The sequence below is a fragment of the Pseudomonas sp. 1 R 17 genome (assembly GCF_900067035.1).
Classification (GTDB): domain Bacteria; phylum Pseudomonadota; class Gammaproteobacteria; order Pseudomonadales; family Pseudomonadaceae; genus Aquipseudomonas; species Aquipseudomonas marginalis.
In genome coordinates this window covers 87,260-100,644 of record NZ_FKLB01000037.1, presented here as the reverse complement: position 1 = coordinate 100,644, position 13,385 = coordinate 87,260, and the positions used below count along the sequence as shown (strand labels likewise).

Below are 13,385 nucleotides of genomic sequence, written 5' to 3'. Positions count from 1 at the left end.
GGGCACGGAGTTATTTGACCAATGGTCAACACCGATCCAAATGTGGGAGGGGCTTGCTCCCGATGAGGGTGTGTCAGCTAATCCATCCGTGACTGACCCACTGCCATCGGGAGCAAGCCCCCTCCCACATTTTTTGCTCAGTGGTGTCTGGATTATTCGAGTACGACCAGGCGGTTTGGCAATTCATTGCGGGTTTGTGTCAACGGTACATGCACCTTCAACAACTCACCACACGCCTCGATACAAGCAATAAACCCAGCCAGCGTCTGCCCCTGTTTCACCTGCTGGGTAAACGCCTTGACGATCCCATCCCAACTGTTGTCATCCACGCGACTGGAGATGCCATCGTCCACCAAGATCTCCACATAACGCTCCGCCTCGCTGACAAAAATCAGCACCCCGGTGCTGCCCAGGGTGTGGTGCAGGTTCTGCTCCAGGAACTGCCGGCGCGCGAGGTTGGAGGCGCGCCAATGGCGTACCGAGCGTGGGATCAGGCGGGTGGTCACCTTGGGCAGGCGAAACAGCAGGCACAACACGATGAACGTCGCCCATTGCGCCAGCAGCAAGGTATACATGGTCAGGTAGCCCGACAGGTAATGCACCACGCCCGGTACCACCAAGGCGATCAGGCTGGCCCACAGCAGGGGGATGTAGGCGTAATCGTCGGCGCGGGCCGCCAGCACGGTGACCAGTTCGGCGTCGGTGGTTTTTTCGACCCGGGCAATCGCTTCGGCGACTTGGCGCTGCTCGTGTTCAGTCAGTAATGCCATGGTTGTAGTTGCTCTCTAGTTATTGTCATTACCAGCCGCCCGACGCGCCGCCGCCGCCGAAGCCACCACCGCCGCCTCGGAAACCGCCGCCACCTCCCCCGCCACCGCCGCCGCGTCCACTGCTGCTGAGGATCGCCAAAAGGATCGCGCCCACCGGCAGGCCCATGCGATTGCACAGCCACAACACGCCGATCAGCAGGATGAACAGGCCGATGGAAAAGCCGGGATTATCCTTGGCAAAGTTGGCATCCGCCACATGCGCCGGCACCGCCAGCGGTTCACCGCCGACCACCTGCACCATCGCCGCCACGCCGTCGCTGATGCCCTGGCTGAAATTGCCGGCCTTGAACTTGGGGGCAATCACCTGGTTGATGATCACCCAGGACTGCGCATCGGTGAGCACGCCTTCAAGGCCATAGCCGACTTCGATGCGCAACGTGCGCTCGTCACGGGCGACGATCAGCAACGCGCCGTTGTCCTTGCCCTTCTGGCCGATGCCCCACTGGCGACCCAGCTGGTAACCGTAGTCCTCGATGGGCACGCCCTGCAGGTCGGGCACCGTGACCACCACGATCTGGTCGCCACGGGTCTGCTCCAGCGCCTGCAACTGCTGGGTGATGTGCTCGCGCGTGGCCGGGTCGATCATCTGGGCGGTGTCCACCACCCGCCCGCTCAACGCCGGGAACGTCAGCGCCGCCTGGGCCACACCCACGCAGGCCAGCATCCATAGCGCCAGGCCTATCCGTAATAAACGCATCGACACCTCAGTGCAGCCTTATTTGAACTTCACTTGCGGCGCTTTATCGGCATCGGCACTGGTGGCTTCAAAGGTGGCGCGGATCGGCAGGTCGCTGTACATCACGCTGTGCCACAGGCGACCAGGGAAGGTGCGGATCTCGGTGTTGTACGCCTGCACGGCCTGGATGAAATCACGACGGGCCACGGCGATGCGATTTTCGGTGCCCTCGAGCTGGGATTGCAGGGCCAGGAAGTTCTGGTTGGCCTTCAGGTCCGGGTAGCGCTCGGACACCACCATCAAGCGGCTGAGGGCACCGCTCAAACCGTCCTGGGCCTGCTGGAACTGCTTGAGTTTTTCCGGGTTGTCCAGGGTGCTGGCATCCACCTGGATCGAGGTGGCCTTGGCACGCGCCTCGATCACGGCGGTCAGGGTGTCTTGCTCATGGGCGGCGTAACCCTTGACCACTTCCACCAGGTTGGGGATCAGGTCGGCGCGGCGCTGGTACTGGTTCTGCACCTGGCCCCAGGCCGCCTTGGCCTGTTCGTCCAGGGTCGGGATGTTATTGATGCCGCAGCCGCTCAATACTGTGCTGATCAATAGCAAAGCCGCGGCCTTGAGGCCCCAGCGGGAATGTTGTGCTGCTTGCATGGTGTTTCTCCTGCCCAAACTGGATGGAATATGACGACTAACCCTAAAAACCACACGCTTGGGGCATAATCCGCCACCACTGGAATGCATCGAGCCAATCAGCTACAAAGATGCCCAGCGCGATAAAGAGTTCAGAGTGTGCTGCATTTATCTGAACAACACCCGAACAACAATAGACGCTCCCCACATTTTGGCCGATCAGCCCAAGCGCTGTGCAGTGAGCCGAAAAAGGATATTCATGAAGAAGCTGTGTTTGCTCGGCCTTGTTGCCACGCTGGCCACCCACCCCGTCTGGGCAGAAACAAAGCCTGCTGCGCTTAAGGACAAGGACGCTTTCGTCAGCGACCTGCTCAAGCAGATGACCCTGGACGAAAAGATCGGCCAGTTGCGCCTGATCAGCATCGGCCCGGAAATGCCCCGTGAGCTGATCCGCAAGGAAATCGCCGCTGGCCGCATCGGTGGCACGTTCAATTCCATCACCCGCCCGGAAAACCGTCCGATGCAGGACGCGGCCATGCGCAGCCGCTTGAAGATCCCGATGTTCTTCGCCTATGACGTGATCCACGGCCACCGCACGATCTTCCCGATCAGCCTGGCCCTGGCCTCCAGCTGGGACATGGACGCCATCGGCCGCTCCGGACGCATCGCCGCCCACGAAGCCGCCGCCGACAGCCTCGACATCACCTTTGCACCGATGGTCGATATCTCCCGCGACCCGCGCTGGGGTCGCACGTCCGAAGGCTTCGGTGAAGACACCTATCTGGTCTCGCGCATTGCCGAGGTGATGGTCAAGGCCTTCCAGGGCGCCAGCCCCGCGAATGCCGACAGCATCATGGCCAGCGTCAAGCACTTCGCCCTCTACGGCGCAGTGGAAGGCGGGCGTGACTACAACGTGGTCGACATGAGCCCGGTCAAGATGTACCAGGACTACCTGCCGCCGTACCACGCGGCGATCAAGGCCGGTTCCGGCGGCGTGATGGTGGCGCTGAACTCGATCAATGGCGTGCCCGCCACCGCCAACACCTGGCTGATGAACGACCTCTTGCGCAAGGACTGGGGCTTCAAGGGCCTGGCCGTCAGCGACCACGGCGCGATATTCGAGCTGATCAAGCACGGCGTGGCCAAGGACGGGCGCGAAGCCGCCAAGCTGGCGATCAAGGCCGGCATCGACATGAGCATGAACGACTCGTTGTACGGCAAGGAATTGCCGGGGCTGCTCAAGTCCGGAGAGATCGAGCAAAGCGACATCGACAACGCCGTGCGCGAAGTGCTCGGCGCCAAGTACGACATGGGCCTGTTCAAGGACCCGTACCTGCGCATCGGCAAGGCCGAGGATGACCCGGTCGACACCTACGCCGACAGCCGCCTGCACCGCGCCGAGGCCCGCGATATTGCGCGCCGCAGCCTGGTGCTGCTGAAAAACCAGAACAACACCCTGCCGCTGAAAAAATCCGCGACCATCGCCCTGGTCGGCCCGCTGGCCAAGGCACCGATCGACATGATGGGCAGTTGGGCTGCGGCCGGCAAACCGGAACAATCGGTGACCCTGCTCGACGGCTTGAACGCGGTTATCGGCGAAAAAGGCAAGATCATCTACGCCCGTGGCGCCAACATCACCAACGACAAGGCGGTGGTCGACTACCTCAACTTCCTCAACTTCGATGCCCCGGAAGTGGTGGATGACACCCGCCCGGCCCAGGTGATGATCGATGAAGCGGTCAAGGCCGCCAAGGATGCCGACGTGGTGGTGGCCGCCGTGGGTGAATCCCGTGGCATGTCCCACGAATCCTCCAGCCGCACCGACCTGAATATCCCGCAAAGCCAGCGCGACCTGATCAAGGCCCTGAAAGCCACCGGCAAACCGCTGGTGCTGGTACTGATGAACGGCCGCCCGCTGTCGATCCTGGAAGAGAAACAACAAGCCGACGCGATCCTGGAAACCTGGTTCGCCGGTACCGAAGGCGGCAACGCCATCGCCGACGTGCTGTTCGGTGACTACAACCCATCGGGCAAGCTGCCGATCACCTTCCCACGCTCCGTGGGGCAGATTCCGACCTACTACAACCACCTGACCATCGGCCGGCCATTCACCCCAGGCAAGCCGGGCAACTACACCTCACAGTACTTCGATGACACCACCGGGCCGCTGTTCCCGTTTGGCTATGGCCTGAGCTACACCACGTTCAGCCTGTCGGACATGGCGCTGTCGTCCACCACCCTGAACAAGACCGGCAAGCTCGACGCCAGCGTCACGGTGCAGAACACCGGCAAGGTCGATGGCGAAACCGTGGTGCAGTTGTATATCCAGGACGTGGCGGGTTCGATGATCCGTCCGATCAAGGAGCTGAAGAACTTCCAGAAGGTCATGCTCAAGGCTGGCGAAGAGCGCACGCTGCACTTCACCATCACCGAGGACGACTTGAAGTTCTACAACACCCAGCTCAAATTCGCCGCCGAACCGGGTGAGTTCAATGTGCAGATCGGGCTGGACTCCCAGGACGTACAGCAGCAGACGTTCGAATTGCTATAGGAGGCAGCTTCAAGTTGCAAGCTACAAGCGGCAAGGAAGAGCAGTTCTGCTTTTAACTTGCAGCTTGCAGCTTGCCGCTGTTCCTAGCTCCTTCTGTCAAGAAGGTTCACCACCAACCGATCAATCCACCCCCACACCCGCTGCTTCACCCGCCGCCATAACGGCCGCGCCTTCCACGCCTCCAGGCTCACCGCCTGGCTCTGGGCAAAATCCCGTTCGAAACTGCCTGCCACCGTCGCCGTCAATTCGGGGTCCAACGCTTCGAGGTTGGCTTCCAGGTTGAAGCGCAGATTCCAGTGGTCGAAATTGCACGAACCAATGCTCACCCAATCGTCCACCAGCACCATCTTCAAGTGCAAAAAGCACGGCTGGTATTCAAAGATCTGCACGCCTGCGCGCAGCAAGCGCGGGTAATAACGGTGCCCGGCGTAGCGCACGGACGGGTGATCGGTGCGCGGGCCGGTGAGCAGCAGTCGCACATCCACCCCACGCCCTGCGGCCCGACGCAATGCGCGGCGCACGCCCCAGGTGGGCAGGAAATACGGCGTGGCAAACCAGATACGTTGCTGGCTGCTGTTCAGCGCGCGGATCAGCGATTGCAGGATATCGCGGTGCTGTCGGGCGTCTGCATAGGCCACTCGGCCCAGGCCTGGCCCAGTCGCCGGCACCTTGGGCAAACGCGGCAAACCGAAATGGGTGGCGGGCTTCCACGCCCGGCGCGCGACATTGGCGTGCCATTGCCGTTCGAACAGCGCCTGCCAGTCCAGCACCAGCGGGCCGCGGATCTGCACCATCACCTCATGCCACTCAGCGGTGTCTTGCCCCGGCGTCCAGAACTCATCGGTGACGCCCGTGCCGCCGACCACGGCGATTTCCTGATCGATCAGCAACAGCTTGCGGTGGTCGCGATACAGGTTGCGCATCCAGCGACGCCAGCTGAGGCGATTGTAGAAACGCAGCTCCACACCGGCGTCGGTCAGGCGCTTACGCAGCCCCAGGGTAAATGCCAGGCTACCGTAGTCATCAAACAGACAACGCACCCGCACGCCGCGCTCGGCGGCCAGCACCAGCGCCTGCACCATCGCTTCGGCGCAGGCACCAGCCTCCACCAGATACAATTCCAACTCCACTTGCCGCTCGGCCCGGGCAATGCCCACCAGCATCTGCGGAAAAAATTGCGGGCCGTCGATCAACAACTCGAAACGGTTGGCGCTGCGCCACGGGAACACTGCGCCGCTCACGTCAACGCGCCGTAAAGATCAGCACCGCACCCACCGGCACCGACAAACTGATCGACTTGAGCCCGGCCGCTTTGCGCAACATCGCCACCCCCGGCGCCAGGTCGAAATCCTCGGCATGCAAAACCACCGGTTCCAGGGTCACCACCTGGAAACGCCGGTCATCCAGGCGCGTGGCCAACAACTCGGCGCTGTAGGTCTGGGTCTTGCCATGCAGGGTGACGCTCAGGGGCAAGCGCAGTTCCAGTTGCGCGCCAGGAGCCAGGTCATTGATGGGTTGCAGGTTGATCTGTGCGCTGATCAGCGCCTCGGGGAAGGTCTTGATCTCGAACAGCTGGTTGCGCATGCGCTCGTCGCGCAGCGGGATGCCGCTGTTGACCGACTCCAGCTCTACTTCCAATTGCGCCGCGCCCTTGCTGTCGACCTTGCCGTGCAGCACCAGGAAGCGATGGACTTCAGCGATCTCGGTGTTTTTGGTGGTAACGAACGACAGGCGCGAGGACTCGTTGTCCAGGTACCAGTCAGCATGGGCGGGCACCACGGCAGCGGCCAGCAGGGCGAAGGCCAGGGGTTTGATAACAGACGCGTTGAACATTAAGGACTCGTGGGGCGAAAAACCTGCACGAACCTTAAGCGCAATGTCACGAACGGCGCAAATCCAATGTGCGGGGTGGCTTGCGCTGTGTCAGGGATTCAGACGACAGCCCTGTCGATCCCCCAACCACCGCGCGCTGTGCGTACGCCCCAAGCCACTCGCCGTCACTTCACTGCGTTCCGGGTTATCGCTGAACCCACTGGTGGGCACGTACTGCTTCACATACCCCCGGCAATACTCGGCCGGATTGTTCGCCACATAGCGGCACGAGCAGTACTCCTTAGCGGTATACGCCGCGATGATATCGGGGAAGGCTTGCAGGTTGACGCGCTCGTGCCAAACCCAGCCTGACAGGGCGAGCAACAGCACCAGAAAAAGGCTGGTAAACGGCCGACGACGCATCATGGTTGCACCGCCGCAAGCACGCGCTTGAGCAGTTCGTTGTGGCGGTAGCTGCCGTCGCGGTCATCGCCATAGCGCACGATCACCAGGTGTTCGTCGGGCATCACGTACAGCGCCTGTCCCCAATGACCGAGGGCGGCGAAGGTATCGGCGGGGGCGTCGGGCCAGGGCCTCGGGGCGCCTTGGTTGAGCCACCATTGGCCACCGGGGACCGCTTCGTCCTGGCCGGCGGTGTATTTGTCGAAGGGTTGGCGGTTGAACACGACCCAGTCCTTGGGCAGCAATTGTTGATCCCCCCAGCGCCCGTCGCGGGCCATCAGCAGGCCGACACGCGCCAGGTCACGCGCGGTGAGGAACGCATAGGACGAGGCGACAAAGGTTTCGTCGGCATCGGTTTCCCAGGTGGCGTTGTGAATGCCCAGCGGCTTGAACAGCGCGTCCCAGGGGTAACTCATGTACGCCTTGTGCCCGAGCATGCCCTTGAGCGCGGCGGACAGGATATTGCTGTCGCCGCTGGAATAACGAAAGGCCTGGCCCGGTGCGCTGAAGGACTCAGTGCTGGCGGCGAACTCGGCCATATCGGCGCGACCACGGGTGTAAAGCATCGCCACCACCGAGGACTTCAGCGGCGCGTATTCATAGTCTTCCTGCCAGTCCAGGCCCGAGGCCCAGTGCAGCAGGTCGGCCATGGTCACCTTGGGGTGTTGTTTCATCGGCGGATAAAAGCGTGCTGCGGGGTCGGTCAGTTTGAAACGGTTTTCGCCGTAGGCCACGCCGAGCACCGTGGCCATCAGGCTTTTGCTGATGGACCAGGTCAAGTGTGGCGTGCTGGCCGTGGTCGGTGCGGCGTAGCGTTCATAGATGACCACACCGTCGCGGATCACCAGCAGCGCGTCGGTGCGAATGCCTTGGCGGGCAGTGTCGTCACGGGGCGGGAATGCATAGGCGTCAAGGGCTTCGACGGCGGGCCCTGCGAGTGGCGGGCCCTTGGCCCACTCCTTGTCGGGCCAGGTTTCAGCGCAGGCGGTAACGGTGACGAACAGCAGGGAAACGCACAGCAGGCCTCTGACCATGGACACACACTCAAGGGAGCATTCAAGCCCGCGAGCCTAGCCGAGGGCAATGACAGATTTGCTACAGAGACCCTGTCATCCAAGCGTCACCATAACTTCATGGAGATGACACCGGGGCTACATAGCCTGACTTTGGACAACAAAGTCGACCGGCCGAAACGTGGCTGGCACTCGGAGATTCGCCATGACTCAGATCGCCCGCATCAGCGACACCGGCAATGAACGCCGTCTGCAAGCCGAACGCCTGGTTGGCGCCAAGGCTTTGCAGGAAGCCCAGGCCCTGCGTTTCAACGTCTTCAGCGGCGAGTTCAACGCCAAGCTGAAAGGCGCGGAACACGGCCTGGACATGGATGACTATGATGTTCACTGCAGCCACATCGGCGTGCGGGACTTGAACAGCGGTCGACTCGTCGCCACCACCCGTTTGCTCGACCACCAGGCCGCCAGCACCCTGGGCCGGTTCTACAGCGAAGAAGAATTCAGCCTGCATGGCCTGCTGCATCTGCAGGGTCCGATCCTGGAAATCGGCCGCACCTGCGTCGACCCGGCCTACCGCAACGGCGGCACCATCGCCGTGTTGTGGGGCGAGTTGGCCGAAGTGCTCAACCAGGGCGGCTACAGCTACCTGATGGGCTGCGCGAGCATCCCGATGCACGACGGCGGCATCCAGGCCCACGCGATCATGCAGCGCCTGCGCGAACGCTACCTGTGCAACGAACACCTGCGCGCCGAACCGAAAAAACCGCTGCCGGCGCTGGACCTGCCGACCAACGTAATCGCCGAGATGCCGCCACTGCTCAAGGCCTATATGCGCCTGGGTGCGAAGATCTGCGGCGAACCGTGCTGGGATGAGGATTTCCAGGTCGCCGACGTGTTCATCCTGCTTAAGCGCGATGAGCTATGCCCGCGCTATGCGCGCCACTTCAAGGCGGCCATGTGATGAGCCGCCTGCGCGTGTACGGGCGCATCGCCCGGGTGCTGGTGGTAGTGGCGCTGGGCTTGAGCATGGCCAGTGTGTTTGGCGTGTTCGAACGCTTGGGCGTGGCCAACTCGATGGTGCGGCGCCAACGCTGGTCGCGGTTCTTCATGGCGCGGCTGACCAACGCCCTGCCCTTTCGCGTGACAGTGCACGGCGAGTTGCCGACCCAGCCCATGCTGTGGGTGAGCAACCACGTGTCCTGGACCGATATTCCGTTGCTGGGCGCAGTGGCGCCGATGTCGTTTTTGTCCAAGGCCGAAGTGCGCACCTGGCCGGTGGCCGGCTGGTTGGCGGCCAAGGCCGGTAGCTTGTTTATCCGTCGCGGTTCGGGCGACAGCCAGTTGATCCGCAAGCAGATGACCCGCCACCTGGAACAACAGCACCCGCTGCTGATGTTCCCCGAAGGCACCACCACCGACGGCCGCAGCCTGCGCACCTTCCACGGGCGCTTGCTGGCCAGTGCGATTGACGCGGATGTGTCGCTGCAACCGGTGGCCATCCGTTATCTGCGCAATGGGCAGGTCGACCCGCTGGCACCGTTCATTGGCGATGACGATTTGCTCTCGCACCTGATGCGCCTGTTCGGCAATGACCAGGGCGATGTGGAAATCCATGTGCTCAAGCCGATTGCCTGCGCCGGGCAGGAGCGTGCGGCGCTGGCGTTCCAGGCGCAGCAGGCGGTGCAGAAGGCGTTGTTTGGGCCGGTGCCGGAGACTGAACAAGTGCATGCTCGACCGGCTTTTGCAGCCTGAGATGTGAACACAGTTCAAATGTGGGAGGGTCGCACCGCCCCTCCCACATTTTAGCTTTGTGTTGTCAGGTGGTTATGCGCGAAGGCTTGCAGTTCGGGGTAGAAGATCCGGAAGTCCTCACTCAGCGGCTCATACAACACCCGCAACTCCTGCATCGCATACCCCAATGCCTCAGGCTGCGTCAGCCGCCGCGAAATCCCGCGCAACACCGGCTCCATCACCGCAAACTCGCGGTACGACCCCAACCAGTCATCCGCCGCCATATACGGCGCTATCTGCGCCAGCCGCCCCGGCAACTGTGGTTCGGCCGCCAGCACGCGGTACACCTGCGAGGTGAAGTGCTCCAGGGGCTGGTCGGCGTACAGCGCCCAATCCCGCGCCAGGCAGTGATCGAAGAACACATCAAGGACAATCCCGGCATAGCGCCGGCGGGTCAGGCTGAAGCGCGACAACGCCTTGCCCACCAACGGGTGGCTGTCGGTGAAGCGGTCGATCGAGCGATGCAACTGGATCGCCGCTTCGATTGGCGGGCTGAACTGGCCCAGCAGGCGGCCTTTGACAAAGTCGCCGTACAGGCTGCCCAGCAGTTGCGCAGGAAGTTGGCCGCCCAGGTGCAGATGTGCGAGATAATTCATGCCGCGCAGTCTAGCACTGGCGCCAACGTATCGTTATAACCCGATATACCGATTCAGCCTGAGCTCAGAGCAAATTCATATTGGTATATCGGGATATAACGATTTAAAGTTCGCCTCATCGCGATATAACGCTTTACGACACCGAGCACCTGCCATGTCCATCGACCTCGACGAAATAATAAAAGCCCTGGCGCACCCAGTACGACGAGACATCCTCACCTGGCTGAAAGACCCGAAAGTGCAGTTCCCCGAGCAAGTGCACAACCACGAATACGGCATCTGTGCCGGGCAGATCGACCAGCGCTGCGGCTTGTCCCAGTCGACCGTGTCGGCCCACCTGGCCACCTTGCAACGGGCGGGATTGATCAGCAGCCAGAAGGCCGGGCAGTGGCACTTTTTCAAGCGCAATGAGGAAGTGATCCAAGCCTTCCTCGCGGCGCTTACCACTGAACTCAGCGCTGAAATCAGCGCGACGTTGTAACAAGGAAACGATAATGCCCCTCTCGCTACTCATCCTGGCCCTGAGCGCCTTCGCCATCGGCACTACCGAGTTCGTGATCATGGGCCTGCTGCCCGATGTGGCGGCGGACCTCGGCGTGTCGATTCCCGGCGCCGGCTGGCTGGTCACCGGCTATGCCCTGGGCGTGGCCATCGGTGCGCCATTTATGGCACTGGCCACCGCCAGGTTGCCCCGCAAGGCGGCCCTGGTAGCGTTGATGGGCATCTTCATTATCGGCAATCTGCTCTGCGCCCTGGCCAGTGACTACAACGTGCTGATGCTTGCCCGTGTGGTCACCGCGTTGTGCCACGGCGCGTTCTTCGGCATCGGTTCGGTGGTCGCCGCCAACCTGGTGCCGGCCAACAAGCGCGCTTCGGCCGTGGCCCTGATGTTCACCGGTTTGACCCTGGCCAACGTGCTTGGTGTGCCACTGGGCACCGCGCTGGGCCAGGAAGCCGGCTGGCGCTCGACCTTCTGGGCGGTGACGGTGATTGGCGTAGTGGCGCTGATCGGCCTGATCCGCTTCCTGCCGGCCAAGCGTGACGAAGAAAAACTCGACATGCGCGCCGAACTGGCCGCCCTCAAGGGTGCCGGCATCTGGTTGTCGCTGAGCATGACCGCGCTGTTCGCCGCGTCCATGTTCACCCTCTTCACCTATGTTGCGCCGCTGCTCGGCGATGTCACCGGCGTGTCGCCCAAAGGCGTGACCTGGACCCTGCTGCTGATCGGCCTGGGCCTCACCGTGGGCAATATCATCGGCGGCAAGCTGGCGGACAAACGCCTGGCAGCCACCCTGATCGGCGTGTTTATCAGTATGGCGGTGGTGTCCACCGCGCTGACCTGGACCAGCATCGCCGTGATCCCGACCGAGATCACCCTGTTCCTGTGGGCCACCGCTTCATTTGCCGCCGTACCTGCGCTGCAGATCAACGTGGTGACCTTCGGCAAGGCCGCGCCGAACCTGGTGTCCACCCTGAACATCGGCGCCTTCAACATCGGCAACGCCCTCGGCGCCTGGGTGGGCGGCAGCGTGATTGCCCACGGTTTCGGCCTGAGCAGCGTGCCTCTGGCGGCAGCGGCCCTGGCGATCCTGGCGCTGCTGGTAACCCTGATTACTTTCCGTCAGGGCGGCGATGCCGACCTGGCCCCTGCGACCCACTGATCAACTTCAAAGAGAAGGGTGTTTTCCCATGACGACTATTTTCGATCCGATCAAACTGGGCGACCTGGAGCTGTCGAACCGCATCATCATGGCACCGCTGACCCGCTGCCGTGCCGATGCCGGCCGCGTACCCAACGCGCTGATGGCCGAGTACTACGTGCAACGCGCTTCCGCCGGGCTGATCCTCAGCGAAGCCACTTCGGTGACACCGCTGGGCGTGGGCTACCCGGACACGCCGGGCATCTGGTCCAACGACCAGGTGCGCGGCTGGGCCAATATCACCAAGGCCGTGCATGGCGCAGGGGGCAAGATCTTCCTGCAACTGTGGCACGTCGGCCGCATTTCCCACGCGTCCTACCTGAACGGCGAAACCCCGGTGGCGCCGAGCGCGATCCAGGCTAAAGGCCACGTCAGCCTGGTGCGCCCATTGGCCGACTACCCGACGCCGCGCGCCCTGGAAACCGCTGAAATCGCCGACATCGTCGACGCTTACCGCACCGGTGCCGAGAACGCCAAGGCCGCAGGCTTTGATGGCGTGGAGATCCACGGCGCCAACGGCTACCTGCTCGACCAGTTCCTGCAAAGCAGCACCAATAAGCGCACCGACAACTATGGTGGCTCCCTGGAAAACCGTGCACGCCTGCTGTTGGAAGTGACCGATGCGGCCATCGAGGTCTGGGGCCCTGGCCGTGTGGGTGTGCATTTGGCACCGCGCGCCGATGCCCACGACATGGGCGACGACAACCTGAAGGAGACCTTCACCTACGTCGCCAGCGAGCTGGGCAAGCGTGGTATCGCCTTCATCTGCTCCCGTGAAAAGGCAGGTGCGGACAGCCTCGGTCCTCAATTGAAAAAAGCCTTTGGCGGCGTGTACATCGCCAACGAACGTTTCACCAAGGACAGTGCCAATGCCTGGCTGGCCGAAGGCAAAGCGGACGCCGTGGCCTGGGGTGTGCCGTTCATTGCCAACCCGGACCTGCCAGCACGCCTGAAAGCCGATGCGCCACTGAACGAAGCGCATCCGGAAACCTTCTACGGCCAGGGCCCGGTGGGCTACATCGATTACCCGACGCTGCCGCTGTAATCGCCCGACAAGCGAAACCAAATGTGGGAGGGGGCTTGCTCCCGATGGCGGTGCGTCAGTCACTGTATGTGTTGACTGAACCACTGCCATCGGGGCAAGCCCCCTCCCACATTGTTGCCCTGGGAAACACTCCTTAACAGCCTTGCAACAAAATCCCTACAAAATACTTAGGCGGCTATGTATCAACCGCCCGCCAGCCCGTATATAAAGTCACCCCACCCATCAGGCAGAAGGACGATTGACGGTCCTTAGGCTTTACTGTTGACACAACCTGATGCA

General features: G+C 62.3%; 14 protein-coding genes. 6 read left to right on the top strand and 8 right to left on the bottom strand.

Going from position 1 to position 13,385, the window contains the following annotated elements; genetic code table 11:
• Nucleotides 1-152: 152 nt before the first annotated feature.
• Genes BFP99_RS12285 through BFP99_RS12275 form a run of 3 tightly spaced genes read right to left on the bottom strand, consistent with a single transcriptional unit; the run spans nucleotide 153 to nucleotide 2,157 of the window.
• On the bottom strand, nucleotides 153-770 hold the full coding sequence (locus tag BFP99_RS12285) for a TPM domain-containing protein (protein ID WP_065928258.1): 618 nt from the start codon (nucleotides 768-770) through the stop codon (nucleotides 153-155).
• Nucleotides 771-798: 28 nt separating this feature from the next.
• Nucleotides 799-1,527, bottom strand: a complete 729-nt coding sequence (locus BFP99_RS33875) for a TPM domain-containing protein (protein ID WP_065947342.1) — start codon at nucleotides 1,525-1,527, stop codon at nucleotides 799-801.
• An 18-nt stretch (nucleotides 1,528-1,545) separates the two neighbouring features.
• A complete protein-coding gene (locus tag BFP99_RS12275) occupies nucleotides 1,546-2,157 on the bottom strand; it encodes a LemA family protein (RefSeq protein WP_065928260.1) in 612 nt (203 codons plus the stop codon).
• Nucleotides 2,158-2,395: 238 nt separating this feature from the next.
• Here BFP99_RS12275 and bglX point away from each other — a divergent pair, with 238 nt between their 5' ends.
• On the top strand, nucleotides 2,396-4,687 hold the full coding sequence (gene bglX / locus BFP99_RS12270) for a beta-glucosidase BglX (protein WP_065947341.1): 2,292 nt from the start codon (nucleotides 2,396-2,398) through the stop codon (nucleotides 4,685-4,687).
• 83 nt (nucleotides 4,688-4,770) lie between these two features.
• On the opposite strand, the gene BFP99_RS12265 is transcribed toward bglX, so the two are convergent.
• The 4 genes from BFP99_RS12265 to BFP99_RS12250 all read right to left on the bottom strand — a co-directional run bounded on the left by BFP99_RS12265 (nucleotide 4,771) and on the right by BFP99_RS12250 (nucleotide 7,995).
• Nucleotides 4,771-5,928 carry a phospholipase D-like domain-containing protein gene (locus tag BFP99_RS12265; protein WP_065947340.1) on the bottom strand — a complete coding sequence of 386 codons (1,158 nt, stop codon included), beginning with the start codon at nucleotides 5,926-5,928 and terminating at the stop codon, nucleotides 4,771-4,773.
• Nucleotide 5,929: 1 nt separating this feature from the next.
• Nucleotides 5,930-6,520 carry a YceI family protein gene (locus BFP99_RS12260; protein ID WP_065947339.1) on the bottom strand — a complete coding sequence of 197 codons (591 nt, stop codon included), beginning with the start codon at nucleotides 6,518-6,520 and terminating at the stop codon, nucleotides 5,930-5,932.
• Nucleotides 6,521-6,610: 90 nt separating this feature from the next.
• Nucleotides 6,611-6,925, bottom strand: a complete 315-nt coding sequence (locus BFP99_RS12255) for an amidase (protein WP_065928264.1) — start codon at nucleotides 6,923-6,925, stop codon at nucleotides 6,611-6,613.
• A complete protein-coding gene (locus BFP99_RS12250; protein ID WP_065928265.1) occupies nucleotides 6,922-7,995 on the bottom strand; it encodes a serine hydrolase domain-containing protein in 1,074 nt (357 codons plus the stop codon). The genes BFP99_RS12255 and BFP99_RS12250 overlap by 4 nt, the downstream gene beginning before the upstream one ends.
• Before the next feature lie 184 nt (nucleotides 7,996-8,179).
• On the opposite strand from BFP99_RS12250, the gene olsB reads away from it, so the two are divergent.
• The gene (gene olsB, locus BFP99_RS12245) at nucleotides 8,180-8,935 is read left to right on the top strand and encodes an L-ornithine N(alpha)-acyltransferase (protein ID WP_027604385.1); all 756 of its coding nucleotides are present in this window, start codon (nucleotides 8,180-8,182) and stop codon (nucleotides 8,933-8,935) included.
• Complete coding sequence (locus BFP99_RS12240) at nucleotides 8,935-9,726, top strand: lysophospholipid acyltransferase family protein (protein ID WP_065928266.1); 792 nt, start codon at nucleotides 8,935-8,937, stop codon at nucleotides 9,724-9,726. Before olsB ends, BFP99_RS12240 begins: the two co-directional genes overlap by 1 nt.
• A gap of 50 nt (nucleotides 9,727-9,776) precedes the next feature.
• Here the strand turns inward: BFP99_RS12240 and BFP99_RS12235 are convergent, their stop codons facing one another.
• Entirely contained in the window at nucleotides 9,777-10,361 is a 585-nt protein-coding gene (locus BFP99_RS12235) for an acyl carrier protein phosphodiesterase (RefSeq protein ID WP_065928267.1), read from the bottom strand.
• Between the two features lie 154 nt (nucleotides 10,362-10,515).
• Here BFP99_RS12235 and BFP99_RS12230 point away from each other — a divergent pair, with 154 nt between their 5' ends.
• Genes BFP99_RS12230 through BFP99_RS12220 form a run of 3 tightly spaced genes read left to right on the top strand, consistent with a single transcriptional unit; the run spans nucleotide 10,516 to nucleotide 13,106 of the window.
• Nucleotides 10,516-10,842 carry an ArsR/SmtB family transcription factor gene (locus BFP99_RS12230; RefSeq protein ID WP_027604388.1) on the top strand — a complete coding sequence of 109 codons (327 nt, stop codon included), beginning with the start codon at nucleotides 10,516-10,518 and terminating at the stop codon, nucleotides 10,840-10,842.
• A 13-nt stretch (nucleotides 10,843-10,855) separates the two neighbouring features.
• Nucleotides 10,856-12,022: an MFS transporter gene (locus BFP99_RS12225; RefSeq protein WP_065947338.1), complete on the top strand. Its 1,167-nt coding sequence runs from the start codon at nucleotides 10,856-10,858 to the stop codon at nucleotides 12,020-12,022.
• Nucleotides 12,023-12,050: 28 nt separating this feature from the next.
• Nucleotides 12,051-13,106, top strand: a complete 1,056-nt coding sequence (locus BFP99_RS12220; RefSeq protein ID WP_027604390.1) for an alkene reductase — start codon at nucleotides 12,051-12,053, stop codon at nucleotides 13,104-13,106.
• The last annotated feature ends 279 nt before the right edge of the window (nucleotides 13,107-13,385 follow it).

What these genes read in the sequence shown, in the direction of transcription:
- BFP99_RS12250 (WP_065928265.1), bottom strand. Translation starts at nt 7,995, where the DNA reads ATGGTCAGAGGCCTGCTGTGCGTTTCCCTGCTGTTCGTCACCGTTACC.
- BFP99_RS12260 (WP_065947339.1), bottom strand. Translation starts at nt 6,520, where the DNA reads ATGTTCAACGCGTCTGTTATCAAACCCCTGGCCTTCGCCCTGCTGGCC.
- BFP99_RS12285 (WP_065928258.1), bottom strand. Translation starts at nt 770, where the DNA reads ATGGCATTACTGACTGAACACGAGCAGCGCCAAGTCGCCGAAGCGATT.
- BFP99_RS12255 (WP_065928264.1), bottom strand. Translation starts at nt 6,925, where the DNA reads ATGATGCGTCGTCGGCCGTTTACCAGCCTTTTTCTGGTGCTGTTGCTC.
- BFP99_RS12240 (WP_065928266.1), top strand. Translation starts at nt 8,935, where the DNA reads ATGAGCCGCCTGCGCGTGTACGGGCGCATCGCCCGGGTGCTGGTGGTA.
- BFP99_RS12235 (WP_065928267.1), bottom strand. Translation starts at nt 10,361, where the DNA reads ATGAATTATCTCGCACATCTGCACCTGGGCGGCCAACTTCCTGCGCAA.
- BFP99_RS12275 (WP_065928260.1), bottom strand. Translation starts at nt 2,157, where the DNA reads ATGCAAGCAGCACAACATTCCCGCTGGGGCCTCAAGGCCGCGGCTTTG.
- BFP99_RS12220 (WP_027604390.1), top strand. Translation starts at nt 12,051, where the DNA reads ATGACGACTATTTTCGATCCGATCAAACTGGGCGACCTGGAGCTGTCG.
- BFP99_RS12230 (WP_027604388.1), top strand. Translation starts at nt 10,516, where the DNA reads ATGTCCATCGACCTCGACGAAATAATAAAAGCCCTGGCGCACCCAGTA.
- olsB (WP_027604385.1), top strand. Translation starts at nt 8,180, where the DNA reads ATGACTCAGATCGCCCGCATCAGCGACACCGGCAATGAACGCCGTCTG.
- bglX (WP_065947341.1), top strand. Translation starts at nt 2,396, where the DNA reads ATGAAGAAGCTGTGTTTGCTCGGCCTTGTTGCCACGCTGGCCACCCAC.
- BFP99_RS33875 (WP_065947342.1), bottom strand. Translation starts at nt 1,527, where the DNA reads ATGCGTTTATTACGGATAGGCCTGGCGCTATGGATGCTGGCCTGCGTG.
- BFP99_RS12225 (WP_065947338.1), top strand. Translation starts at nt 10,856, where the DNA reads ATGCCCCTCTCGCTACTCATCCTGGCCCTGAGCGCCTTCGCCATCGGC.